The organism is Zobellia roscoffensis, assembly GCF_015330165.1.
GTDB lineage: Bacteria > Bacteroidota > Bacteroidia > Flavobacteriales > Flavobacteriaceae > Zobellia > Zobellia roscoffensis.
Window position 1 is genome coordinate 4,651,832 of the sequence record NZ_JADDXT010000002.1, and the last position, 23,451, is coordinate 4,675,282.

The 23,451-nt window shown below is 35.4% G+C and carries 26 protein-coding genes; 10 read left to right on the forward strand and 16 right to left on the reverse strand.

Going from position 1 to position 23,451, the window contains the following annotated elements; all coding sequences use genetic code 11:
- Positions 1 to 11: 11 nt before the first annotated feature.
- The 3 genes from IWC72_RS18920 to nadC are packed head-to-tail and all read right to left on the reverse strand — an operon-like array spanning position 12 to position 2,275.
- On the reverse strand, positions 12 to 452 hold the full coding sequence (locus IWC72_RS18920) for a DUF2147 domain-containing protein (RefSeq protein WP_194530867.1): 441 nt from the start codon (positions 450 to 452) through the stop codon (positions 12 to 14).
- A complete protein-coding gene (locus IWC72_RS18925) occupies positions 449 to 1,417 on the reverse strand; it encodes a YihY/virulence factor BrkB family protein (protein ID WP_194530868.1) in 969 nt (322 codons plus the stop codon). Before IWC72_RS18925 ends, IWC72_RS18920 begins: the two co-directional genes overlap by 4 nt.
- Entirely contained in the window at positions 1,418 to 2,275 is an 858-nt protein-coding gene (nadC, locus tag IWC72_RS18930) for a carboxylating nicotinate-nucleotide diphosphorylase (RefSeq protein ID WP_194527737.1), read from the reverse strand.
- A 129-nt stretch (positions 2,276 to 2,404) separates the two neighbouring features.
- On the opposite strand from nadC, the gene rlmH reads away from it, so the two are divergent.
- Together rlmH and IWC72_RS18940 are read left to right on the forward strand one after the other, a co-directional pair.
- Complete coding sequence (rlmH, locus tag IWC72_RS18935; RefSeq protein ID WP_194530869.1) at positions 2,405 to 2,878, forward strand: 23S rRNA (pseudouridine(1915)-N(3))-methyltransferase RlmH; 474 nt, start codon at positions 2,405 to 2,407, stop codon at positions 2,876 to 2,878.
- A 154-nt stretch (positions 2,879 to 3,032) separates the two neighbouring features.
- Positions 3,033 to 3,770, forward strand: coding sequence for a hypothetical protein (locus tag IWC72_RS18940; protein ID WP_194530870.1), 738 nt, complete (start codon positions 3,033 to 3,035; stop codon positions 3,768 to 3,770).
- Positions 3,771 to 3,869: 99 nt separating this feature from the next.
- Here IWC72_RS18940 and serA read toward each other — a convergent pair whose 3' ends face one another.
- The 5 genes from serA to IWC72_RS18965 form a co-directional block, all read right to left on the reverse strand.
- A complete protein-coding gene (serA, locus tag IWC72_RS18945) occupies positions 3,870 to 5,762 on the reverse strand; it encodes a phosphoglycerate dehydrogenase (protein ID WP_194530871.1) in 1,893 nt (630 codons plus the stop codon).
- Positions 5,763 to 5,927: 165 nt separating this feature from the next.
- Positions 5,928 to 6,728, reverse strand: coding sequence for an alpha/beta fold hydrolase (locus IWC72_RS18950; RefSeq protein ID WP_226979636.1), 801 nt, complete (start codon positions 6,726 to 6,728; stop codon positions 5,928 to 5,930).
- Entirely contained in the window at positions 6,715 to 7,413 is a 699-nt protein-coding gene (locus tag IWC72_RS18955; RefSeq protein ID WP_194530872.1) for a DUF3307 domain-containing protein, read from the reverse strand. The genes IWC72_RS18950 and IWC72_RS18955 overlap by 14 nt, the downstream gene beginning before the upstream one ends.
- On the reverse strand, positions 7,414 to 8,022 hold the full coding sequence (locus IWC72_RS18960; RefSeq protein WP_194530873.1) for a SatD family protein: 609 nt from the start codon (positions 8,020 to 8,022) through the stop codon (positions 7,414 to 7,416).
- An 82-nt stretch (positions 8,023 to 8,104) separates the two neighbouring features.
- Positions 8,105 to 8,557 carry a methyltransferase family protein gene (locus IWC72_RS18965; RefSeq protein WP_194527743.1) on the reverse strand — a complete coding sequence of 151 codons (453 nt, stop codon included), beginning with the start codon at positions 8,555 to 8,557 and terminating at the stop codon, positions 8,105 to 8,107.
- 84 nt (positions 8,558 to 8,641) lie between these two features.
- Between IWC72_RS18965 and IWC72_RS18970 the strand changes: the two genes are divergently transcribed.
- The 4 genes from IWC72_RS18970 to IWC72_RS18985 all read left to right on the forward strand — a co-directional run bounded on the left by IWC72_RS18970 (position 8,642) and on the right by IWC72_RS18985 (position 13,796).
- Positions 8,642 to 9,211: a non-canonical purine NTP diphosphatase gene (locus IWC72_RS18970; RefSeq protein ID WP_194530874.1), complete on the forward strand. Its 570-nt coding sequence runs from the start codon at positions 8,642 to 8,644 to the stop codon at positions 9,209 to 9,211.
- Between the two features lie 140 nt (positions 9,212 to 9,351).
- A complete protein-coding gene (locus IWC72_RS18975) occupies positions 9,352 to 11,151 on the forward strand; it encodes a DEAD/DEAH box helicase (RefSeq protein ID WP_194530875.1) in 1,800 nt (599 codons plus the stop codon).
- 101 nt (positions 11,152 to 11,252) lie between these two features.
- Positions 11,253 to 12,029, forward strand: coding sequence for a carboxypeptidase-like regulatory domain-containing protein (locus IWC72_RS18980; RefSeq protein WP_194527746.1), 777 nt, complete (start codon positions 11,253 to 11,255; stop codon positions 12,027 to 12,029).
- Between the two features lie 51 nt (positions 12,030 to 12,080).
- Positions 12,081 to 13,796: an alpha-amylase family glycosyl hydrolase gene (locus tag IWC72_RS18985; protein WP_194530876.1), complete on the forward strand. Its 1,716-nt coding sequence runs from the start codon at positions 12,081 to 12,083 to the stop codon at positions 13,794 to 13,796.
- A gap of 37 nt (positions 13,797 to 13,833) precedes the next feature.
- Here IWC72_RS18985 and IWC72_RS18990 read toward each other — a convergent pair whose 3' ends face one another.
- Both IWC72_RS18990 and IWC72_RS18995 read right to left on the reverse strand, forming a co-directional pair.
- On the reverse strand, positions 13,834 to 14,361 hold the full coding sequence (locus IWC72_RS18990; RefSeq protein WP_194530877.1) for an SRPBCC family protein: 528 nt from the start codon (positions 14,359 to 14,361) through the stop codon (positions 13,834 to 13,836).
- A gap of 107 nt (positions 14,362 to 14,468) precedes the next feature.
- The gene (locus IWC72_RS18995) at positions 14,469 to 15,131 is read right to left on the reverse strand and encodes a TrmH family RNA methyltransferase (RefSeq protein ID WP_194530878.1); all 663 of its coding nucleotides are present in this window, start codon (positions 15,129 to 15,131) and stop codon (positions 14,469 to 14,471) included.
- A 35-nt stretch (positions 15,132 to 15,166) separates the two neighbouring features.
- On the opposite strand from IWC72_RS18995, the gene IWC72_RS19000 reads away from it, so the two are divergent.
- The 3 genes from IWC72_RS19000 (at position 15,167) to purB (ending at position 17,918) form a co-directional block, all read left to right on the forward strand.
- Positions 15,167 to 15,868 carry an SIR2 family NAD-dependent protein deacylase gene (locus IWC72_RS19000; protein WP_194530879.1) on the forward strand — a complete coding sequence of 234 codons (702 nt, stop codon included), beginning with the start codon at positions 15,167 to 15,169 and terminating at the stop codon, positions 15,866 to 15,868.
- A gap of 14 nt (positions 15,869 to 15,882) precedes the next feature.
- A complete protein-coding gene (locus IWC72_RS19005; RefSeq protein WP_194530880.1) occupies positions 15,883 to 16,455 on the forward strand; it encodes an adenylosuccinate lyase in 573 nt (190 codons plus the stop codon).
- A gap of 119 nt (positions 16,456 to 16,574) precedes the next feature.
- Entirely contained in the window at positions 16,575 to 17,918 is a 1,344-nt protein-coding gene (gene purB / locus IWC72_RS19010; protein ID WP_194530881.1) for an adenylosuccinate lyase, read from the forward strand.
- Positions 17,919 to 17,999: 81 nt separating this feature from the next.
- Here the strand turns inward: purB and IWC72_RS19015 are convergent, their stop codons facing one another.
- The 6 genes from IWC72_RS19015 to IWC72_RS19040 form a co-directional block, all read right to left on the reverse strand.
- Complete coding sequence (locus IWC72_RS19015) at positions 18,000 to 18,815, reverse strand: mechanosensitive ion channel family protein (RefSeq protein WP_194527753.1); 816 nt, start codon at positions 18,813 to 18,815, stop codon at positions 18,000 to 18,002.
- Between the two features lie 144 nt (positions 18,816 to 18,959).
- Complete coding sequence (locus IWC72_RS19020; protein ID WP_194530882.1) at positions 18,960 to 19,496, reverse strand: DUF4252 domain-containing protein; 537 nt, start codon at positions 19,494 to 19,496, stop codon at positions 18,960 to 18,962.
- 53 nt (positions 19,497 to 19,549) lie between these two features.
- Complete coding sequence (locus IWC72_RS19025; protein ID WP_194527755.1) at positions 19,550 to 20,095, reverse strand: DUF4252 domain-containing protein; 546 nt, start codon at positions 20,093 to 20,095, stop codon at positions 19,550 to 19,552.
- A gap of 56 nt (positions 20,096 to 20,151) precedes the next feature.
- On the reverse strand, positions 20,152 to 20,691 hold the full coding sequence (locus IWC72_RS19030) for a DUF4252 domain-containing protein (protein WP_194527756.1): 540 nt from the start codon (positions 20,689 to 20,691) through the stop codon (positions 20,152 to 20,154).
- 16 nt (positions 20,692 to 20,707) lie between these two features.
- Positions 20,708 to 21,157: a hypothetical protein gene (locus IWC72_RS19035; RefSeq protein ID WP_194530883.1), complete on the reverse strand. Its 450-nt coding sequence runs from the start codon at positions 21,155 to 21,157 to the stop codon at positions 20,708 to 20,710.
- A complete protein-coding gene (locus tag IWC72_RS19040; RefSeq protein ID WP_194530884.1) occupies positions 21,144 to 21,653 on the reverse strand; it encodes an RNA polymerase sigma factor in 510 nt (169 codons plus the stop codon). The genes IWC72_RS19035 and IWC72_RS19040 overlap by 14 nt, the downstream gene beginning before the upstream one ends.
- 234 nt (positions 21,654 to 21,887) lie before the next feature.
- Here IWC72_RS19040 and IWC72_RS19045 point away from each other — a divergent pair, with 234 nt between their 5' ends.
- The gene (locus IWC72_RS19045; RefSeq protein WP_194530885.1) at positions 21,888 to 23,396 is read left to right on the forward strand and encodes a S41 family peptidase; all 1,509 of its coding nucleotides are present in this window, start codon (positions 21,888 to 21,890) and stop codon (positions 23,394 to 23,396) included.
- The last annotated feature ends 55 nt before the right edge of the window (positions 23,397 to 23,451 follow it).

The window sequence follows — 23,451 nt, forward strand, 5'->3', positions numbered from 1 at the left end:
CGGTTGGAATTCTATCCGTCTACACGCACCCAAGTCTGGGTACGATAAATAAAGGCCAAATAACCCCTTACTTTAAGCTCATCAGGATTATCGGGGTTTAGCCAAATTTTACATCTAAAGGTCATGGCCTGCTGAGGATCAAACAGTGTATCACCCTTATAGACCCCATCTCCATGATGTTCCGCATCCTCAATTATAGTCATACCCAAAACAGGCTTATCCTTCATATCCCCATCACACTTACTGCAAATGAAATTCTCTTTACCCTCCTCTACTATCTCAATCACTTTACCGTGCATTTTACCATCTTCCTCATAGATATCTATAATAGCTTTTGGTTTACCTGTTCGGTCATCAATAGTTTTCCATTTTCCGAAAACACTTTGAGACTGCCCCACAGGAATAAGGGTTAAATAAAGAAAAATTAAACTTACTATATTGGTTACGCTCATCTTTTATGATATGTTTTTCTTAAAGAGTTCAAAGAAGCATTTAGCTCAAACCCCAGCAACAATATATTAGAATTTAACCAGATATATACCATAAGTATCAACAAACCTCCTAAAGCTCCGTATAATTCATTATATCGGGCAAATTTTTCCACATATACCCCAAAAAGGTATGAAGTAAGCATAAATAATAAAGTAGTCATTAACGCGCCAATCGAAAAAAAACGAGCATGTCTACCTTCTGTCGTGCCAAAATAATACAATATTGCGGTCGTAAAATAGGACAACAGAACAAAGAACAATACTTTGCCCATTTGAGCGCCTACAATGTCATTTTCCGTTAAATCATAGCCTCTTGTTTTGGCGGCCCATACGCTCAGGTAATCCGTAATATAAAATTCAAAATAACCATAAGCCACAGCCCCTACTATTAACAATATGGATAAAATAAGCCCAACCATTAGGGCATACAAATATTGACGAAAAAAATTTCTAGTCAGCTCTACATGATACGAATTTTCGAACCCACCAAAAATAGCATTGACCCCATTAGCCATAAGAAAAATGGAAAATAAGAAAGCGGAAGACAAAAGCCCTCCTCGCTTTTGGTCTTTTATCTGCTGATAGATATCCCCAAAATAGTCACTGGTAGCCGATGGCAAAAAAGACTCTAAAAACACCAAAAACTGAGAATCAAAATTTTCATTACCAACACTTACATATGGCAGAATAAAAGGAATCAATGTAATAAGAAATATAAGTAAGGGAAATAATGCTAAAAACAAACTGAAGGCAATAGAACTGGCACGAGTAGAAATAGCTCCACGAAAAATACCAAGAATATACATTTCCATTAAATCGTACAGAGATAACCCCTCAAAAGCCGGTAACTTAATGCCTTTTAAAAGACGCGCTAGCCAATTAATTATAGGAATTTTATCAATTTTCTCTTCTATCTCTTGCGACATTTACACCGCTTTTAGGCTTAAATCCATATTATAAACTGAATGTGTCAGTGCTCCAGAAGAAATGTAATCCACACCACACTCAGCATATTTACGAAGGGTGTTTTCATTGATTCCTCCTGAAGACTCGGTTAAACAGGTGTCGCCAATCAGCTTTACCGCTTTACGAGTATCTTCATAATTGAAGTTGTCAATTAGAATGCGGTACACCCCACCTGCATCCAGTATTTGCTTTATCTCACCTAAATCCCGTGCTTCTACAATTATTTTCAAATCACGACCGGTCTCTTTCAAATAGTCTTTGGTTTTCTGAATAGCCTTATCTATTCCTCCTGCAAAGTCTATATGGTTATCTTTTAGCATAATCATATCATAGAGTGCAAATCTATGATTTTCACCACCTCCTATCTTAACCGCCCACTTCTCCAAAGCACGAATACCAGGTGTTGTTTTTCTAGTATCTAGAATTTTGGTTCCCGTACCATCCAACAACTTAACAAAAGAATTTGTCTTTGTAGCAATGGCACTCATACGCTGCATGGCATTTAAAACCAACCGTTCCGCTTTTAAAATACTTTGTGAACTTCCCGAAACGTAAAAAACAATATCCCCATGTTTTACGGGAGAACCATCCGCAATTAATGTCTCTACCTCCATATTGGAATCCACATATTTAAAAACTTGTTTGGCGAATTCTACGCCAGCAATAATTCCATTATCCTTCACCAATAATTTAGCCTTACCTTGGGCCGTTGCAGGAATACAAGATAGCGAACTATGGTCCCCATCTCCTACGTCTTCACGAATGGCATTTTTTATGATATAATCTATTTCTTCTTGAAACTGTTCTTTGGAAATCATGTACGGGATTTTACTTAAAAGCTAAATTAGTAAATTGTTAGGGGTTTATTGACCTTAACCTAAGTGTTATTTAGAAGTAGGTTTACACATTACCCATTAATATTTATTATTTCAAATTATATTTGCGCCATGACCATAAAACTTATCGCAATTGGAAAAACGGATAGCAAAGCCCTATTACAGCTTATTGCTGAATATGAGAGCCGATTAAAACATTACATTAAGTTTGAACTTGAGGTTATACCAGACATTAAAAACACCAAAAACCTTTCCGAAACGCAACAAAAAGACAAGGAAGGCGAACTGATTTTAAAAAATTTGAACAATACCGATGTTCTTGTTTTACTAGACGAAAACGGAAAGCAATTTTCCTCTATAGATTTCTCTGCTTATTTACAGAAGAAAATGAACGCAGGCCTTAAACAACTTGTTTTTGTAATTGGCGGCCCCTATGGTTTCAGTCAAGATGTTTACAATAAAGCACAAGGAAAAATCAGTTTATCAAAAATGACGTTTTCGCACCAAATGGTTCGCTTGTTTGTAGTAGAACAGGTTTATAGAGCCTTCACTATTTTACGAAACGAGCCTTACCACCACAGATAATTCAGAAGATTTTTTTATGGTTAAGATATAATTATATATATTAAACAAATCCAATTTTGTATGTTTAATGAATTACTATCCTCATACAAAATACTCTATAGTTAATACGCTTTATGCCAAAATGATATTTTCAACTCTTTTACTAAAAATTTAAATGAAACATTTTAGATATTTACTTATAATCATAATATTGTTCACGATTATCCCCCCTCTACAATCGCAAATAAATACTACTAGTGATACTCCTCAAAATATTTCAAAAAATCAAATCCTAACTTTTTCTAAGGCAAGTGAATTTTTTTTTACTACGCTTGAAGAAAATTTTGAGGGAAATCGGGCAGAAAATATACAGGCCCTTATGAAAATCATAACTAAAGAAAATGAGGAGCCTGAAGACTTTTTTAGACTACAAGTGGATACTAAAAAATTTAAATCGCTCAATACTTCTTTAGAAAGTATTTATGATGATTTCTTTCCAATTCATAGTTATATTTATGAAGAAAATTCAAATTTTGACCATATTGTGGAAAAACATATTTTTAATAGAATATGTGATACCTTAGAGGTAAGAATTCCAACTAATATGACTTGTTATGTTCCAAGAAATACTTTTATTGAAGGTAGTTTCAAATATTCTTTTGGAAAACAATTATTGAATGACAAGACTCCTTCAGCAGTAATGGATTTAATTATGGCTTATTTAGATTTTGGAGGTGGGTTCACAGCTTTTGGTTTTTCTTACGATAGTATTCAAAAGTATAACGTTGATGAATTAAGCACTATTTATGACAGCGAATATAATAGGATTTTGGTAAGTTTAATTTTTTGGGAGTACCTATCTGATTGTGCAAACTACGATCTTAATACACGTAAATACTTTTATGAAGATTAAAAAGTGACTATCCCGTAATGATTGGTAAAATTTAAATTTTAAATAAAAAAACGGCTTCCTTAAAAGAAAGCCGTTCCTATATCTAAATTCTCTTAAAGTCTAGTACAATACTCTAAATTTAATAGTATTCTCAACCTTTCTAAGAGCTTTAATAACATCTTTGTTATACTCTTTATCTAAATCAGTAATTACATACCCTACCTCACTATCAGTAGACAAAAATTGCCCAGAAATGTTCAAGCCATATTTAGCACATACTTCATTAATCTTAGCCATAATGCCTGGCACATTCTTGTGTATATGCAAGAAACGGTGTGCATTCTGCTGTTTTGGCAAACGAATATTAGGGAAGTTTACAGCATCTACCGTATTACCAGAGTTAATGTAATCCATAATTTTATTCGGAACAAAATCTGCAATGTCACGCTGTGCTTCTTCTGTACTACCACCAACATGCGGAGTTAAAATAACATTTTTCAATCCTTGTAATGGCGTATAAAACTCACCATTACTACGTGGCTCTTCTGGATACACATCTATAGCTGCACCAGCAACTTTACCAGATTTTAAACCTTCCGCCAAAGCTTCAATATCAACAACAAAACCTCTTGAAAGGTTAATAAGCATAGCCCCATTTCTCATTTGGCTAATTTCTCGCTTACCAATGAAGTTCTTATTGGCTTTATTATCATCTATATGTAATGTTACTACATCTGAAACGTTCAATAAATCTTCTAGCGTATTGCATTTTTTTGCATTACCCATTGACAGTTTATCGTCAACATCATAATAATACACACGCATACCCAAAGCTTCTGCTAAGATAGAAAGCTGCTTACCAATATTTCCGTAACCAACTATACCAAGATTCTTACCACGAACTTCTCTTGAACCTTCTGCTGTTTTTTGCCATTGCCCACTGTGAATTTCACTACTTCTAGAGAACACACTACGCATTAGCATAATTATTTGCCCAATAGCCAATTCAACTACCGAACGTGTATTACTGTATGGAGCATTAAAAACCACAACTCCATTTTTCTTTGCATGAAGCAAATCTATTTGCGTGGTACCAATACAAAATGCGCCAACTACTAAAAGCTTATCTGCAGCATCCAATACTTTTTGAGTTACCTGAGTTTTAGAACGTATACCTAAAACGTGAACACCTTTTATTTTCTCGATTAGTTCTTCCTCTCCAATACTATGCTTTACCAACTCTACAGAAAATCCATCGTCAGATAAATTCTTGAACGCATCTGGGTGAACATTCTCTAAAAGCAATATTTTTATTCTATTCTTTGGATAAGATATATTACGTGGTAAATCGTTCACAAAAAGAAACTCATCCATATTCGGAGTGATGTAATCTGCGTTTTTAGCAGCCTTCTCACGGTGTACATTCTCGGTGTATGCGAAAAACTTATCAGCAATACCTGCCTCTCGCATTACATAATCACTATAACCATCACCAATAACCTGAACTTCGCCCTCAAGCTTCATATTCTTAAGGCACTCAATTTTACCATTATGCTGAGAAAGTACGTTTTCAGAATCAAAACCTACAATATTCCCTTCTGCATCAAATTCAAAAGTATTAGCATATACTCTATCTGAAGGAATATTATACTCTTTTACAATAGGGTCTATAAATTCCTTAAATCCGCAGGAAATAACATAAATATCATCTGAGAATTTCTCAAAGAATTCTTTATTGGAAGCAATAGACTTAGATATTTTGTGACGCAACTCTTCTACCAACGGCCCTAAATCATCTTTATGAGCATGCAATAATTTTATACGTCTTTCAAGTGATTCTGTAAAGGATATATCTCCATCAATACCCAGATTTGTAATCTCTTGTATTTGACTAATGATTTCGTCTCGGTTAGAATTGCCCTGCAAGGTTCTTTCAGCCAGAACATCTAAAGCTTCAACCCTTGTTAAGGTGCTATCAAAATCGAATACGTATTTTCTACCTGTTTCTACCATGTCTTTGCTAACAAATTAAGGAACAAATTTAAAGATTATTTCTGTCCAAACCGGACTAATATTGCTAAAAGTTATCCTTATAACTAATCTGATGCTTTTTGATAGGGAATTTAATTTTTGAGGAGACCAAAAATCATGATAACAATTACCAGAAATAAGACTTTTCTAATCTAAAAAAGAAACTACGGCTTTTGAAAAAGCATCGGTTTTATATGTTTCATTATGATCGCCATCAACAAGAACAAACTCACTTTCAGGTATAGCCTGATGCAACTTTTCAGGACTACCGTTATCTAGATCTTCATTACCCGCAATGACCAAAACTTTAGCCTCTACATATGCTAAATGACTCTTTTTTGTAAACGGCTGAAAACGCTGCTGCAGATAGAGGCTTCTAAAATCTGCATTCACAGATTTGGCATAGTCTACCGCTCCTTTCGTTTCTTCTGTCACCCTTCCATTAAAGGCATTCATGAATTTAATTTTTCTCGGCCACCTATAATTAGTAAAATCAACCCCCATTCCACCCAACACTGCCTTTTTAACACGCCTATCTTTTAGTAACAACTTAGCAAGAATGATACTACCACGAGAATACCCTACCGCCATGTATTTCTTTAATCGCAAATGTTGCATGAGAAATAGGATATCCATTACCTCTGCATCAAAGCTATAAGCATCTTCAGTTTGAGGCTTATCTGATTCTCCATTACCCCTTAAATCTAGTGCTACAACCCTAAAACCTTCAGCTAACAAATCTTCCTTTATACTTGCATTATCCCAAGACTCCTTTGTATTGATAAAACCATGAATGAGCAACACTACATCTCCCTCACCTTCATCCGAATACGCAATTTTGGTATCGTCAAAAGAATTAAAAAATTCAGTTTGTGCCCAAGTAACTGTGCTATAAATAAACATAACCATTGCAAAAACGGTACGTATGGTAATCTTATATATTGACATAGATAATTCCTGTAATTACAGCAAGCCCAAAACTCAACAATGTTCCTATTAAAATATATTCGGTAAGCTTCCTGTTGTTACTTTCTTTTAAATCATTAAACCGAAAAACAGATTTAGCTCCAATTAATAAACCAATAGCCTCCCACCTACCCATAATAATAAACATAAGGACAAACAATCTTTCAATTATTCCTATGTATTTACCAGCATTAGGCAACGATTTATGGTCTAATTCTATTTTATCGGACATAGCTTCCAACAATTTTCCCATAATAATTGCTGCAGGAGAACTCACAAATACAATTGCAGTAACCAACGGCCAATCTAGATTCTGAAAAAGAGAAATAGTATGCTCCATTAGATTGTCATAATACACGCAACAATACAACACTATAATATGAAGTACCTGATCAATAAAAAAGGGAATGCTTTTAAGTCTGAACATTGGTGTTACATATAACTTAGCTAAATCTATAATATAATGCGAAACCATTATAATTAAAGCTATTTTCCAATATTGCAAATCCCATACAAATAGCATTATTAGTGCAAAGTGAAGTAAAACGTGCGCATACAGGTATTTGGATATCCCCTTGTTCGCTTCCTTATGAACAACCCAACGACTAGGTTGCAATAAAAAATCACCTATTAAATGTGCCAATAAAAGTTTAGTAAACAGAACCATCTAACTTAATTCTTTTAAAGTTTTTGAATAATACTCAAGTAATTCTAGAACCAAATCTAGACGAGCCCTTTTCTGACGTTGACTTACCGCTGACTGTTGAATATCTAGCTTTTTAGCGATTTCACGTTGTGAAGCATTAGGGCTATCTAGTGCCAAAACAATTATTTCTGCAGATACGGTACTCCAGTCATCCATAAAATGAAGTGCTAGTTTTAGCATAAGGTTTAGAGTATCATCAAAAAAACCATTGCCCGTAGCAATAGTTAAATTAAGCTTATCGTCTTTAAGAGACTCAAAAGTTCTACCAGACCTATGATACGCAGGCCCGTTAGACTCACTCACACCAACACCTTTAAAAGTCTCACTACCTAAGCCAATGCCCATACGAACATCTAAACCCTTTACAGTTTTTACTAAAGCCTTAATATGTATTGCCGCTTGCAAAGCATCTTCCTTTGCAATTTTTAACTGAAACTCATCTCCTCTGTAAACCTCCCAGTCTATTGGTGAATTACCTAATTTAGATAAGTAATCTTTAAGAATACCTAACCATTCGGATGAGTTGTGGTTCTCAGAATTAATAATATCTCCCGTGATTATTGCTACCATATTATATAAGCTAAAACGCTAATATATAAAAATATAAGCTAAAACGCTAATATATTACATTATAAGCTTTATTGCTTATAATTTAAAACCACCTTCGCACATTCAAACAATATTGTCTATAACTCTTGCCAAAAAGTTTTACAAGGGCCATTTCTTCAGGAATAATTTGAAACCTATTCATATACCCCACAAAACCAGCTGCTAATAAGGTATTAAAAGCATTCCCTAACCATATCCCCCAAGCCAGCAACAAAACAAGCAAAGCTAAATACATAGGGTTTCTAGAATATGCAAAGATTCCGCTCTCAACCAATTTACTTGCCCCAGAAGGGTTTGTTGGATTTATAGTAGTCCGCGAACTAAAGAATTGAAAAAGAGCAATAATCGCAACAATACTCGCAAAAGCCAATAACCCGTAAACCAAATAATGTCTTCCAAAAAAATCGAAATAACCCACAGGTAAAAACGTAGCAAGCAGATACATCAAACCCACACAAATTAAAAAAACAACAGCGGGAGGTATTCTTAACTCCATAATAGAATGTTTTTAGCTTTTCAAAATTACTATTTTTGAACTGTTACAAGTAGTTAGTCTAAAAACAATCTTAAATCAATTTACATGAAACTTGTTTTCGCAACACACAACAAAAACAAATTTGACGAAGTTAAGAAGCTAGTTCCTGCACATATAGAATTGGTTTCACTTACAGATATTGGCTGCTTTGACGAAATACCTGAAACCGGTGCCACTTTAGAAGAAAATGCTCACATCAAAGCCGACTACGTAACTAAAAATTATAATCTACCTTGTTTTGCAGATGATACGGGTCTTATAGTTGAGGCTCTTAATGGTGAACCAGGCGTATATTCAGCCAGATACGCAGGCGAGTCAAAAAACTCAGATGACAATATGAACAAACTTCTAAACAACCTAAAAGGCCAAAATAGTCGCGCTGCCCACTTTAAGACCGTAATTGCCTTAAATATAAATCAAGAAAAACATACATTTGACGGAATCGTTCAAGGCGAAATAACAAAAGAAAAAACAGGCAACCATGGTTTTGGTTACGACCCTATTTTTAAGCCCAATGGTTACGAGAAAACTTTTGCTGAGCTTCCATTAAAGACTAAAAACAGTATAGGTCATAGAGGGCGTGCCATGAAAAAATTGATAGATTTTCTACAATAATCGCTATCTCAATAATTAAACGTACCTTTGCAGCTTAATTTTAACGCCGCCGGTATGGCAGGTGTTGCTCTGAGTACTAAGGTTATATACGATAATCGCTCTATGCAACGCACCTATTAGCGATTTAAGTATACCTTTTTATGACAAAATTTGAAGCCTTAGGGCTAGACAAGTCCATATTGGACGCTGTCAACGACATGGGATTTGAAAGCCCATCTGAAGTACAAGAAAAAGCAATCCCAATCTTATTGGAAAGTGAAACCGATCTTGTTGCACTAGCGCAAACAGGAACCGGTAAAACTGCTGCTTTTGGTTTTCCATTAATCCAGAAAGTAGATAGTAACAGTAGAACCACTCAAGGTTTGATACTGTCTCCTACTCGTGAACTATGTTTGCAGATTACTAAAGAAATGCAAGCTTACTCAAAATATGTAAAAGGCCTCAACACTGTTGCCATTTACGGTGGAGCAAGCATTACAGACCAAGCAAGACAAATCAAACGTGGCGCACAGATAGTTGTAGCAACTCCTGGACGAATGAAAGATATGATTAGCCGTGGTCTAGTTGATATTACCAAAATAGATTACTGTATTCTTGATGAAGCGGACGAAATGCTCAACATGGGCTTTTTTGAAGATATAAAAGATATCCTTTCTAATACCCCTAAAGACAAATCTACCTGGTTATTTTCTGCTACTATGCCAAGAGAAGTAGCTACTATAGCCAAAAAGTTCATGCACAGCCCTACTGAAATTACAGTAGGAAATAAAAATGCAGGAACTTCAACTGTACAACACGAATATTACGTAGTTGGCGGAAGAGACAGATATCCTGCCCTTAAGAGACTTGCAGATGCCAACCCGGATATTTTTTCTGTAGTTTTCTGTAGAACAAAAAGAGATACCCAACGTGTAGCTGAAAAGTTAATTGAAGATGGGTACAATGCAGGAGCATTACACGGCGATTTAAGCCAAAACCAACGTGATTTAGTTATGAACTCGTTTCGCAAGAAACAAATTCAGATGCTGGTCGCTACAGATGTAGCTGCTCGTGGTATTGACGTAGATGATGTTACACACGTTATCAACTATCAACTACCTGATGAAATAGAAACCTATACGCATAGAAGTGGTCGTACCGGTAGAGCGGGTAAATCTGGTATTTCAATGGTTATTGTAACCAGAAGTGAAATGCGTAAGATTCATGCCATTGAGAAAAAAATTCAGCAAGATTTCTTGTCAAAGAAAATTCCAACTGGAATAGAAATTTGTGAAATTCAGTTATATCACTTGGCAAACAAAATCAAGGAAACAGAAATTAATGCAGATGTAGAAAACTATCTTCCTGCTATTAACGATGTTTTAGAAGGTTTAGATCGTGAGGAACTTATCAAAAAAATAGTATCTGTAGAATTTACACGATTCTCTAATTACTATAACAAAACAAAAGACATGAATACCTCTGACGACCGTGGTCGCGACAGAGATAGAAATAGAGGCGAAAGAAATTCAAACGCGCCTTCTAATGGATCTGTTCGCTATTTCATTAATGTTGGAGAGAAAGATGGTTACGATTGGATGTCGTTAAAAGATTTCTTACGTGATACATTAAGTCTAGGAAAAGAAGATGTTTACAAGGTTGACACTAAAGATTCTTTTTCTTTCTTTAATACCGAAGCAGAACACACAGATAAAATTCTTTCGTTTTTCACAGATTTCAAATTAGAAGGAAGGTTTATAAACGTTGAAGTTTCTAAAAATCCAGGCGGAAGCGGTGGCGGTCGTAGTAGAAGTGGCGGCGGAGGTCGCGGCAGAAGAGATCGCGACAACGATCGTGGTGGTCGTTCAAGAAGTAGAGATAACAACAGAAACTCTTCAAAAGGAAAATCTAGCCATTCAGGAAAGAGAAGAAGCTCAAAAAGCAGAACAGACTTCTTTTAGACCCTTGCAACTTACATTTATAGTTAATTGTATATTAAAAAATACGCTTCGGCGTATTTTTTTGTTTTGTTTAGTACTTTTAAACCCGTATGCTTAAAGTAATGAAACCAATCTTAGTCTTAATTCTCCTATTTATCTCTACATTCTCGTTTGCTCAAGAAGAAGAAATTTTAGAGGAAAAAGTAATAAACGCCACAGTTGTAAACGCTCAGACCGATGCCCTTATGGGTGATGTTCACGTTATAAATCTGAACAAGGTTAAAGGAACAATTACAAAAGAAGATGGTGAATTTTCAATTTTAGCATCTGTAGATGACATCCTTTACTTTTCTTTTTTAGGTTTCAAGTCTCAAAAAATAAGGGTCACAAATGATATGTTCAAATTCAAGGACACAAAAATTGCCCTAACGGAACTTGCCTATGCATTAGAAGAGGTAATTGTTAAGCCTTATCAGCTTACTGGTTATCTTGAGATAGACGTTAAGAATGCTCCAATAAACAATGCGTATCAATACAGTATATCAGGTCTTTCTGTAGGTTATGAAGGTGGCAGCAAGAATCCAAGTGCTGTTACAAAAGTTTTGGGCGCTATCTTAAATCCTGCAGATTTGTTGCGTAATCTTTTTGGCAAACAGCCCAACCAGATGAAGAAACTCCGTAAAATAAAAGAAGATGACCAGATACGGGACCTTTTAGCATCAAAATTTGACCGCGAAGTCTTAACGGAACTACTCCAAATAGAAAAACTAGACATTCAAGACATTTTGAACAATTGCAATTACTCAAAATCGTTTATAAAAACTGCCAATGACTTACAAATACTAGACGCCATAAGCAGTTGCTACGAAGATTTTAAAGTATTAAATCGTAAAAAATAAATTTTCTATTTTCCATAGCATTTTATAGCTTTAGAGGAAAATAGACTACTTATGAAAAGACTGCTCTCTGCGGTTGTTATTTTCTCCCTTCTTATCGCCTGCAAAGAAAAGCGAAAAGATATAATAGAAGAAGTATCAGTAAAGACCGATACTATTTCGAAAGTCATTGATCCCAAAAAAGACTATCCTTTTACATGGGAAGCGGCTAACATCTACTTTTTGTTAACCGACAGGTTTAACAATGGCAATACAGAAAATGACGTTAATTTTGACAGAACAGCATCTACAGGCCCTTTAAGAGATTTCAGGGGAGGCGATATTCAAGGTATTACCCATAAAATTGAAGAAGGTTATTTTTCAGACCTTGGAATCAACGCCATTTGGTTTACTCCAGTCATTGAACAAATTCATGGTAGCACAGATGAAGGTACCGGAAACACATATGGTTATCATGGCTATTGGGCAAACGACTGGACAGCTCTAGACCCTAATTTTGGTACTCGAAAAGATTTAGAAACTATGGTCAAAACTGCCCATAAAAATGGAATTCGCGTTTTAATGGATGTAGTACTTAATCATACCGGACCTGTTACCGACATTGACGAGGCTTGGCCTGAGGAATGGATTAGAACCCAACCTACATGTGATTTTGCCACATATGAAACTACTACTGAGTGCACGTTAGTGGAAAATCTACCCGATATACGAACAGAATCTAATGAAGCCGTTGAGCTTCCTGATGCACTTTTAGCCAAATGGAAAGAAGAGGGTCGCCTTAGTCAAGAATTAGACGAATTACAACTCTTTTTTGAACGTACAGGCTACCCAAGAGCTCCTCGCTATTATATAATAAAATGGCTCACAGACTACGTTAATAATTTAGGTGTTGATGGTTTTAGGGTTGATACAGTAAAGCATGTGAACGAAAATGCATGGTCTGAACTTTATAAAGAAGCTTCATACGCTTTTGAAAACTGGAAAAAAATGCATCCAGAAAAAGTACTTGACCAACAGCCTTTCTATATGGTTGGTGAAGTTTACAACTATGGTATTTCAAGCGGAAGAGAATTTGAGTTTAGTGACAAGAAAGTAGATTATTTTGCTCACGGATTTAAAAGCTTAATCAATTTTGAATTAAAGGAAGACGCAAAGAAAGACTACGAATCTATTTTTAGAAAATATAATAAATTCTTACATTCCGAACTTTCCGGTAAAAGTGTTGTAAATTATTTAACCTCACATGATGACTCACATCCTTATGATGCGGACAGAAAAGACCCTTTTAGAGCAGCAAACGTTTTATTGCTTACTCCGGGTGCTTCCCAAATCTATTATGGCGACGAAACTGCCCGTGATTTGACCATTGAAGGAACAGCGGATAACCCTGTACAAGGTGATGCCACATTACGTTCTTTCATGAATTGGGATGAACTGGATAGCCTACCAAGAACAAAAGAAATCCTACACCATTGGAAAAAATTAGGAACCTTTAGAAGAAATCATCTAGCCATTGGCACCGGAAGACATAAAAGACTTGGCAAAAGCCCTTATGTTTTTAGCAGAACCTATGTTGAAGGCGATTACAAAGATAAAGTAGTGGTTGGCCTAGACTTGCCAAAAGGAAAAAAATCACTTTGGGTGAAAGGATTTTTTGGTGATGGTACTAAACTTTATGACACCTATTCAGAAACAGAAGTAACCGTAGAAAATGGCAAAGTACTTCTTGAGAACGATTTTAATATTGCTCTATTAGAATTAAAAGAATAACTAAGAAAGCCTTTTAACCTGAAGGGCTTTCTTAATTTTAATCCTCTAAGTTCTCTTTTAAACTCGCTAAACCAGCTTCAAAGTCTTTCCCAACAGCCTTGTCCATACTCATAAAAAGCATCATAATATTCATCGGGAATTTATGGTTTCCAGAAAAACCCCAGGTTACTTTAGAGTTCCCTTCTTCAATATCATCAACTTGTAAATAACAGTCAGAAGTTGATTTAAAGGGTTTTAAAAACCGTAATTCAGATTCTATTCGTTCTCCTTCAATAATTCTCTTGATTTCCTGCTCTCCTTCCCCAACCTCTTTATTACCGTTCCAATAACTAGTGCAACCCACCTCTCCATCAGTTCCTGTGAACTTTTTATTCATTTTCGGGTCCTTTTTTGCCCAAGGTGACCACTCATCCATCTTTTTCAAAGATTTTAAATATTGAAAAACCTCGTTTCTTGGTTTGGCAACTTCTACTGTTCGAAAAACATTATAGGTTTTTGGCGCTATCAGTGATAATATTAAAATTAACACTACAACACTTACGATAATATAAAGTAATGTATACATATCTTATTAATCGGTTGGTTATTAACGAAATATACTAAAAAAAACAAAGAATATAATCCTATTTAAACCAGACAAATTTTAGAATTGAATTAACCAATAGGCTAACTCTACTTTTTTATTTGCTCTTCATAACGCATCAATACATCGTCTATGCTCCTAACCGACTTTTTGGTCCAGTCCAATCTTTTTTCCAATTTTTCTTCATCGGTCAACCTCCATTCTAAATCGGTCTTTCTAATTTTATCCGAAAGTTGTTGCAGTACAATGGCTGCAGAAACTGAAATATTCAGACTTTCTGTAAAACCCTGCATAGGAATTTTTAAAAATCCATCACTCAAGTCCATAGCTTCTTGACTTAGTCCCGTGCGTTCTGTTCCGAACAGTAAAGCAGTCTTTCCTTCAATTTTAAAATCCTCTAAAAAAGTAGAATCGTTGTGTGGTGTAGTAGCAATAATTTTATATCCCTTTTCCTTTAACTTGCCAATACAATCTGTGGTGCTTTGATGCCTGTGCACATCTACCCATTTTTGGGCACCCATAGCAATTTGATCATCTAACTTTTTACCATAACGAGATTCAATAACATGCGCATCTTGAATACCGAATACTTCGCAACTACGAATAACAGCACTTGTATTATGCATTTGGTATAAATCTTCAATGGCTACCGTCACCAACTTTGTTCGCTGTTCAAGTATTTCTAAAAAACGTTGTTTTCTTTCTTCGGATATAAAATCTTCAAGATATTCAAGAAGTTGCTCATCTATCATATACCGAATATAATAAAAACTCTATTTTTATAACGATGAAGAAGCGAATTACCATTTTAACGGGAGCCGGAATGAGTGCCGAAAGCGGTATTAATACGTTCAGAGATGCTGGTGGATTATGGGAAGGTCATGATGTTATGGAAGTTGCTTCTCCACAAGGCTTTGCACGAAACCCAAACTTAGTTCTTGATTTTTATAATCAAAGAAGAAAACAATTACATGAAGTATCTCCTAATATAGCCCATAGAGTATTGGTAGAGCTCGAAGATTTTTTTAAAGTCACTATTGTTACCCAAAACGTAGATGACCTTCACGAAAGAGCAGGAAGTTCTAATGTAATACACATTCATGGCGAACTTTTAAAAGTACGGAGTACCAAAAATGAAAACGTAGTCTTACCATGGTCCAATGACCTTAATTTAGGTGATTGCTGTGATGAAGGCCATCAATTGCGGCCGCACATTGTTTGGTTTGGCGAAGCGGTTCCACTTTTAGAGGAAGCAGCCATCGCTACCCAAAATGCCGATATTGTTATTATTATAGGTACATCAATGCAAGTATATCCCGCGGCCAGTCTTATTGATTATGCACAAAGCAGAATTCCCATTTATTTTGTAGACCCTAAACCCAACGTGTCCAGAAACAATTATGACAACCTTACCGTAATAGCAAAAACCGCCGTACAAGGCATACCTAAACTGGTGACTGAACTAATTGCAACCATTCAAGAAAACTAACAAGCCGTTATTTTATGACCAAGGAAGAGCTTTATAAATCATTGGACTATGTTAATCATTCTCGTGAAAAGCGTTCGGAAATGGCTACTTTAATTTCTCAAAATCCGCAACTAGTAGCTCCGTTAATGGAAATAGCTTTTTCTATAGATGACCCCATATCCAATAGAGCATGCTGGGTACTTGAATTTACTGCCAAAGAAAATCTCTCCTTTTTATATCCTCATTTGGAAAATTTTACAACCAATTTACACCGAGTACATTTTGAATCTGCAATACGCCCCATAGCCAAAATTTGTGAATTTTTGACCGAAGTATATTTCTCAAAAAATGATATCGGGCTTAAAAATATTATGACAGAAAACCAATTGAAACGAATTACCTCGGCTTGTTTTGATTGGTTAATAGATGACCATAAAGTTGCAGCAAAAGCATATTCTATAACTTCTCTGTACCAACTAGGACACAAATACGATTGGATTCACCCAGAATTAAAAATGATTTTAGAAAAGAATTATGCTGAAGGTAGTGCTGCATATAAAGCGAGGGCTCGCCATGCTTTTGCCAAGTTAAAGAAGCTTTATTCATAAAATACGAGTTATTAACTTTTTAGGTACAACTTTTTAGCATAAGAACCATAAAAACCTTTCAAAACTACCCATCTTAAGGTATCTTTGCTTTTTTTCAAAAATCAACTTTATACAATGTTATGTCTCTAAACGCTTTGAACGCTATTTCGCCTATAGACGGGCGCTACAGAAGTAAAACTGAACCATTGGCACCGTTTTTCTCGGAGGAAGCCCTTATAAAATATCGGGTTCGAGTAGAAATCGAATATTTTATTGCTCTTTGTGAGATTCCGTTACCTCAACTTTCCGGTTTTGACCATTCAAAATTTGAAGCATTAAGAGAAATCTACATTAATTTTGATACCGTAGATGCGCAAGAAATAAAAGAAATAGAGAAAACTACCAATCACGATGTAAAAGCCGTTGAATATTTCATAAAAGCTGCTTTTGATAAATTGGGACTTTCCGCACACAAAGAGTTTATCCATTTTGGACTCACCTCTCAAGATATTAACAATACGGCAATTCCTCTTTCTATAAAAGAGGCCACGAATGAGGTTTATGTTCCCGAGCATACAATACTTTTAAATAAGATTGAAGAGCTAGCTAAAGAATGGGCAGACATACCAATGTTGGCCAGAACACATGGTCAGCCTGCCTCTCCTACCCGTCTTGGAAAAGAGATAGAAGTTTTTGTTGTGCGATTAAAAGAACAATTCAACCTATTGAACGATATTCCGAGTGCCGCAAAATTTGGTGGCGCCACAGGAAACTACAATGCACATAAAGTAGCTTACCCATCTATTGACTGGAAAGCCTTTGGGACCAAATTTGTTCAAGAAAAATTAGGGCTTCACCACTCCTTCCCTACCACACAGATTGAGCATTATGACCATATGGCCGCATTGTTCGATACTTTAAAGAGAATAAACACCATTATTCTTGATTTGGATAGAGATTTTTGGACCTATGTTTCCATGGATTATTTCAAGCAAAAAATTAAAAAAGGAGAAGTTGGTTCTTCGGCAATGCCACATAAAGTAAACCCTATAGATTTTGAAAACTCAGAAGGGAATTTAGGCATTGCGAATGCACTTTTTGAACACCTTTCAGCCAAACTTCCTGTATCAAGATTACAACGTGACCTTACCGATAGTACGGTTCTTAGAAACGCGGGTATGCCATTTGCGCATACCGTAATTGCATTTCAGTCGACTTTAAAAGGATTGAACAAACTTTTATTGAACAAAGAAAAGTTTGAACAAGACCTTGAAAATAACTGGGCAGTTGTTGCAGAGGCTATACAAACTATCTTACGTAGAGAAGGTTACCCTAACCCTTATGAAGCTTTAAAAGGATTAACCCGTACCAATGCTAAAATAAATCAGAATTCTATTGCTGAATTTATTGATACACTCGAGGTTTCTGATGAAATTAAGCAAGAACTAAAGATTATTACGCCAAGTAATTATACTGGCATCTAAAATTCACTATACACCCTAAACAAAAAAAAGGCCGCAATTGCGGCCTTCTTCGGGGGATAATGGTTAGTGTTTACGTAAAAATTATCCTTTCTTTTGTATCTCAACTTGATGTGGGTAAGGGATTTCAATTCCAGCTTTATCAAGTGCCAGCTTACAGTTTTCCAATGTTCCAAAATATACATCCCAATAATGCTCTGGCTTACAGAACGGTCGTACTGCAAAATTTACTGAGCTATCCGCCAATTCTGAAACATTTACGGATGGTGCTGGGTCTTGCAAAACCTTTGGGTCAGAAGTAAGCACATTCAAAAGAACTTCTTTTGCTGTCTTAATATCTTCTCCATAACCTACTCCGATAGTCGTATCTACTCTCATTTTACCTTCTGCAGTATAGTTAATGATATTTCCATTTGCCATTGCCCCATTAGGTATTATAGCTAATTTGTTATCTGGCGTAATAAGTTTAGTTGTGAAAATTTCTATCTCTTTAACAGAACCTAGAGCCCCTTGTGCCTCCACTAAATCTCCAATTTTATAAGGCTTAAAGATGATAATCAAAACCCCACCTGCAAAATTTGATAAAGAACCTTGGAGTGCAAGACCAATTGCCAAACCTGCTGCTGCAATTACAGCTGCGAAACTTGTAGTCTCTACTCCTAGTGTAGAAATCACCGTAATAATTAAGAAAATAGTCAAAGCCCATTTTACCAAGCTCAATAAAAATTTCTGAAGTGACTTATCGTATTCCTGACTTGTCATTCCCTTTTGAACAACTTTAATAAGTTTTTTAATGACCCAAGAACCAATAATGTAAATTAATATTGCTCCTATTACTTTGGGGCCAAATTCAACGGCAAAATCAATACCCTTGTTTATCCATACTTCTGCTTGTTCCATAATCTTAAATAGTTTTCTGGTTATTGTTATACTAGGTAAGACACTAGATTTATTAAAAGGTCACAAAAAATTTCATTTTTATTCAAAAAAAAAAGCAAACCAGTATACTGGCTTGCTTATTTTCAGTTAAAATTCCACTTTACTTTATTTCATAAAACTCAATGCTTCAGATAGTTCACCTCTATCTAGATTAGATTTTTCAAGTGCTTGAATAAATTGAATCATTTTAGCCGGATTCATGTTATTTCCTAAAACCCGTACAACCAAAAAGCCTTTTTCATCGTTATCTCCATAAATAACCACCTCATCAATTGCATCATCATCTCCTAAATATTTGATGGTAGCCTTACCAAAATCGGTATTCATTTTCATGAGTTCGGTAAAATCTTCATTCGCCATGATAGATTTTATAATAGTCTTTTCCTTTACAAAATCTGCCTGATTTGCCTCTGTCTTCTTAAAAGCTAAAACATTAAGCTTTTTTAATGACCCAAGGCTCTCATTCTGTTCTTGAGATAATTGTGCTTTATTAATATTCAATAGCCCTACAGGTAAATCTAAGGTTAGAAAATTAGGGTTTTCAGAATTTGTAACATAATACTGTTGTAAACTGGGTGTAGAGTTACAAGCACTCACAATACCTAGCAACAATACAGCTATAATCATTGTTATTCTTTTCATATAAATGTCTTTTCGATTAACTTTTGTTTTTAGATATAAAGAGAAACACCCCTTTATCTTCCTCCTACTTCATTCAATTCTTTAGGAAGATCCATCTTTCTCGTTAACGCTCCAATTTTGTTCAAGTCTATATCTCCGGTCATGGAAACCAATACACTTTCAAACTTTCTATTCCCCATATCCAACTCGTCGCTATTAATATCGGACACGAATAACAAAAGCTCACTAACATGGTCTTCATCCCTACCTTGCTTAATGTAAAATTTTACAGTGGCATCTTTATCACGCACTTTCATCAACTCTTCAAGATTAGATGATTTTAGATACTTTTTGACGGTTTTGCCCATGTCTTCCGATATTCCTATATCTTCTGTAATAAAAACTTTAATACCGTCTAAGCCTTGAGCTATGTCTGCAAAATCCTGAGCATCTTGGTCACTCTCATCAAAAGCGGCAATATTGCCTGCCAACCTAATCATACTTTTGTTTACGGTTACAGACCCTACATTCTTCATGTTGTCATACTTATCAAATAAGGACTGGGAAATTCCAAAAAATGGCAACACTGCTAACACTAATAATACACTTAATTTTTTCATGATTGTTCGTTTTAAGATTAATGATTCTTTTTTGATTATTGATTGATGATGATTAATTACCTGTTCTTACCTGCCTCGTTCAATTCTTCCGGTAAGTTCATTTTTTTAGTTAAGGAACCAATTTTGTTCAAATCTATATCTCCTGTTAACGACAACAGAACAGTTTCAAATTTTCTTCCATTAACGTTTACACTATTCATACTAGTAACAAACATTAGAAGCTCGCTAACATGATCATCATCCTTACCTGCACGGATATAAAACTTAACATTGGCTTCTTTGTCTTTGACCCGCATAAGTTCTTCTAACTTGGCAGACTTCAGATATTTATCTACGGACAACTTCATATCGCCAGCAATAGCCTTGTCCTCTGTAATGAAAACCTTTAGATTATTTAAACTCTTGGCTATATCCATAAAATCCTTGGCCTCCGGATCATCTACCTCAACATCTATTTTGCTTAACAAATTGAACATGCTACGGTTCACTACCACTGCACTTACTTTATCTAGGTCTTCGTATTTATCAAATAGGGACTGTGAAAAGCCCATAACCGGCAACACCGCTACTATTAGTACAATTAATATCTTTTTCATTTTTCAGGTTTTAATTTTAATTCTTGTTATAAATTTTTTCTTTTGCTTCTTCAAACTCATTTAAATACGCCATCTTCTCCGTACCTCTTTCCATATTCTGAGCTAACATATCCAATGCTTTTATTGTTTCATTGTAAGCATACAAAGCCTGCTCTTGCTCTAATTCTTTTTCATCGTAATACGTCTTGCCAAAATACAGGCCAAACATCATTAATACTGCCGCTGCAACCGACATCCACTTATAGGAAACTTTAAAACTCTCTTTAACCTCAAGCTCTAAAACAACCTCTTGATCAAACTCTTCTTTTTTAGCACTACCCATAAATCTGAACATGGGCGCATATTGTTGTAAGCTTTCAGGAATATCATCTTTAGAAAAATAGTCCTTTAGCTGATTTTCTTCAGCAACCGTTGTATCTGCTTCAAAGTATTTTTCAAGCAATTTTTCTATTTTATCCAATTCCATAGCTGTGTTTTTTTATTAATTTATCTCTCACCGTTTTTCTAGCCCGAGATAAGGCTACCCTAACTGCCGTAGGCTTCATTTCTAACATATCGGCAATCTCATCATAGTCATATTCTTCTACGTCCCGTAACTGTAAAACCATTTTTTGCTGTTCGGGCAAATCTTCCATTATTTTTTCTACCCATGAAACACTATCGTTGGCTTCTACTTGTTTCTGCAACGAACTCCCTTTCTCCTCATAATTGGTATGAACAAGTTTTAAATTTCCTGCCTGTTTGGATTTCAACCGGTCTAAACAGAAATTTTTGGTCATGGTCATTGCAAACGCCTCTACGTTATTATACTCGCCCATATTTTTTTTCTTGTTCCAAAGCTTTAATAACACCTCCTGCGTGGCATCCTCGGCTTCTTCTCTAGATGTTAGCAACCGTTTGGCTAAACGGAATAACTTATCTTGAAAAGGACCAACAATTTTTAAAAAATCTGCCTGTTGCATTATCTGGTTAGGTTACTTTTGAATGCCTTTATAAGGCGCTACATAAGGAAGACGAGATACTCTTAATTATGTTACAATATTTTTTTTAATTTTATACTTGTAAGTTAGTACTACAACTTTTAACTAACTCCCTACGTATATTAATTTATAAGTTTAATTAAACTCCCCCGTTATATTATCACCTCTCTTTGGAACGATAATTGATTTGGTAGTTTTGTACTACAACTAAAAACTATGAAAAAGTATCTCTTATTGTTTTTACTCTCTGCGTTTATATTCACCAGTTGTTCCAACGATGATAATATTTTTCCTGATGACCGGGAGGAAATTGTTGAAGAGGAATCAAAAACAGCAAACGATTACCCCGTACAAAATTTTATGTATCAGGTGATGAATAACTTTTATTTTTGGCAAGGGGACGTACCTGCTTTGGATGATAGTAAATTTGAAAGTCTTGACGACCCTGATTATATTTCTTTTTTAGCTTCCGAGTCTGACCCTACAACCTTTTTTAATGATTTGTTGTTTTCAGAAGATAGGTTTACTTTTTTAACAGAGGACTATCAAGACCTTGTGAGCTCTCTACAAGGTATCTCCAAGAGCAACGGAATGGAGTATGGTCTTTCATATTTTGGTGATAACAATGATGTTTTTGGTTATGTTGAATACGTCGTAAATGATTCCGACGCCGAAAAACAAGGAATTGAACGAGGTGATATTTTTACTACCGTAGATGGAGTACAACTCTTTTACAATTCGGCCACAGACAACAATTTTGATTTATTTTCCAGCGACAGCTACACTTTAGGTATGGCGGATATTGTTGACCGGACCATTACTCCAAATGACAGAAATGTAACTTTGACCAAAGAAGAGGGCCTAGCAGAAAACCCAATACTTCTCTCTAAGGTAATCGAACATAATGGATTTAAAGTGGGGTACATTATGTACAACGCTTTTGTGGCCACTTATGATGACGAACTGAATACTATTTTTGGAGATTTAAAAGCTCAAAATATAGATGAACTCATTCTTGACTTTAGATATAATGGTGGTGGTCGCGTTACATCCGCCATACAAATAGCCAGTTCAGTGTATGGTACCGCGACCGACAAGCTTTTTTTAAAAGCACGTTATAATGATAAAATAATGGAAACCTTTGATCCCGGCGATGGAGAGGATAATTTTGTCGATACCACTTTTGATTCCAAAACACCATTAAACAGCCTTAATTTAAAAAGAGTTTTCGTAATTGCAACTGGTGCAACTGCCTCAGCAAGTGAACTAGTGATGAATGGACTAGAACCATATGTTGATGTTGTACATATAGGTTCTGCTACCGTGGGAAAAAATGAGTTCTCGAATACTTTTGTTGATGACCGTGAGAATAATTATTTCTATGATCCTAATCGTGAAAATCAAATTAATACAGAAAATCAATGGGGTTTACAACCTTTGTTAGGTCGAAATGAAAATGCTGACGGTTTTTCAGACTACACCAATGGCTTGATGCCTGATTACCCTTTAGATGAAGATGTCGCTACTTTAGGTACATTAGGAGACCCTAACGAACCACTTTTAGCCAAGACCCTGTCTGTGATTTCCGGAGAAACATCAAAAAGAAATTTTGAGCCTATTTTAAGTGTTGACTACATCTCAAATTCAAAAGATTTTAAGCCTGGTGCGAACAAGATGCTTATGGACGGACTTACAAAACCGTTAAAACTAAAATCCTCAAAATAAGATCACTATTTTTACGTTGTGATATTCAAATAGGGCTTACCCTAAATCCCACTAT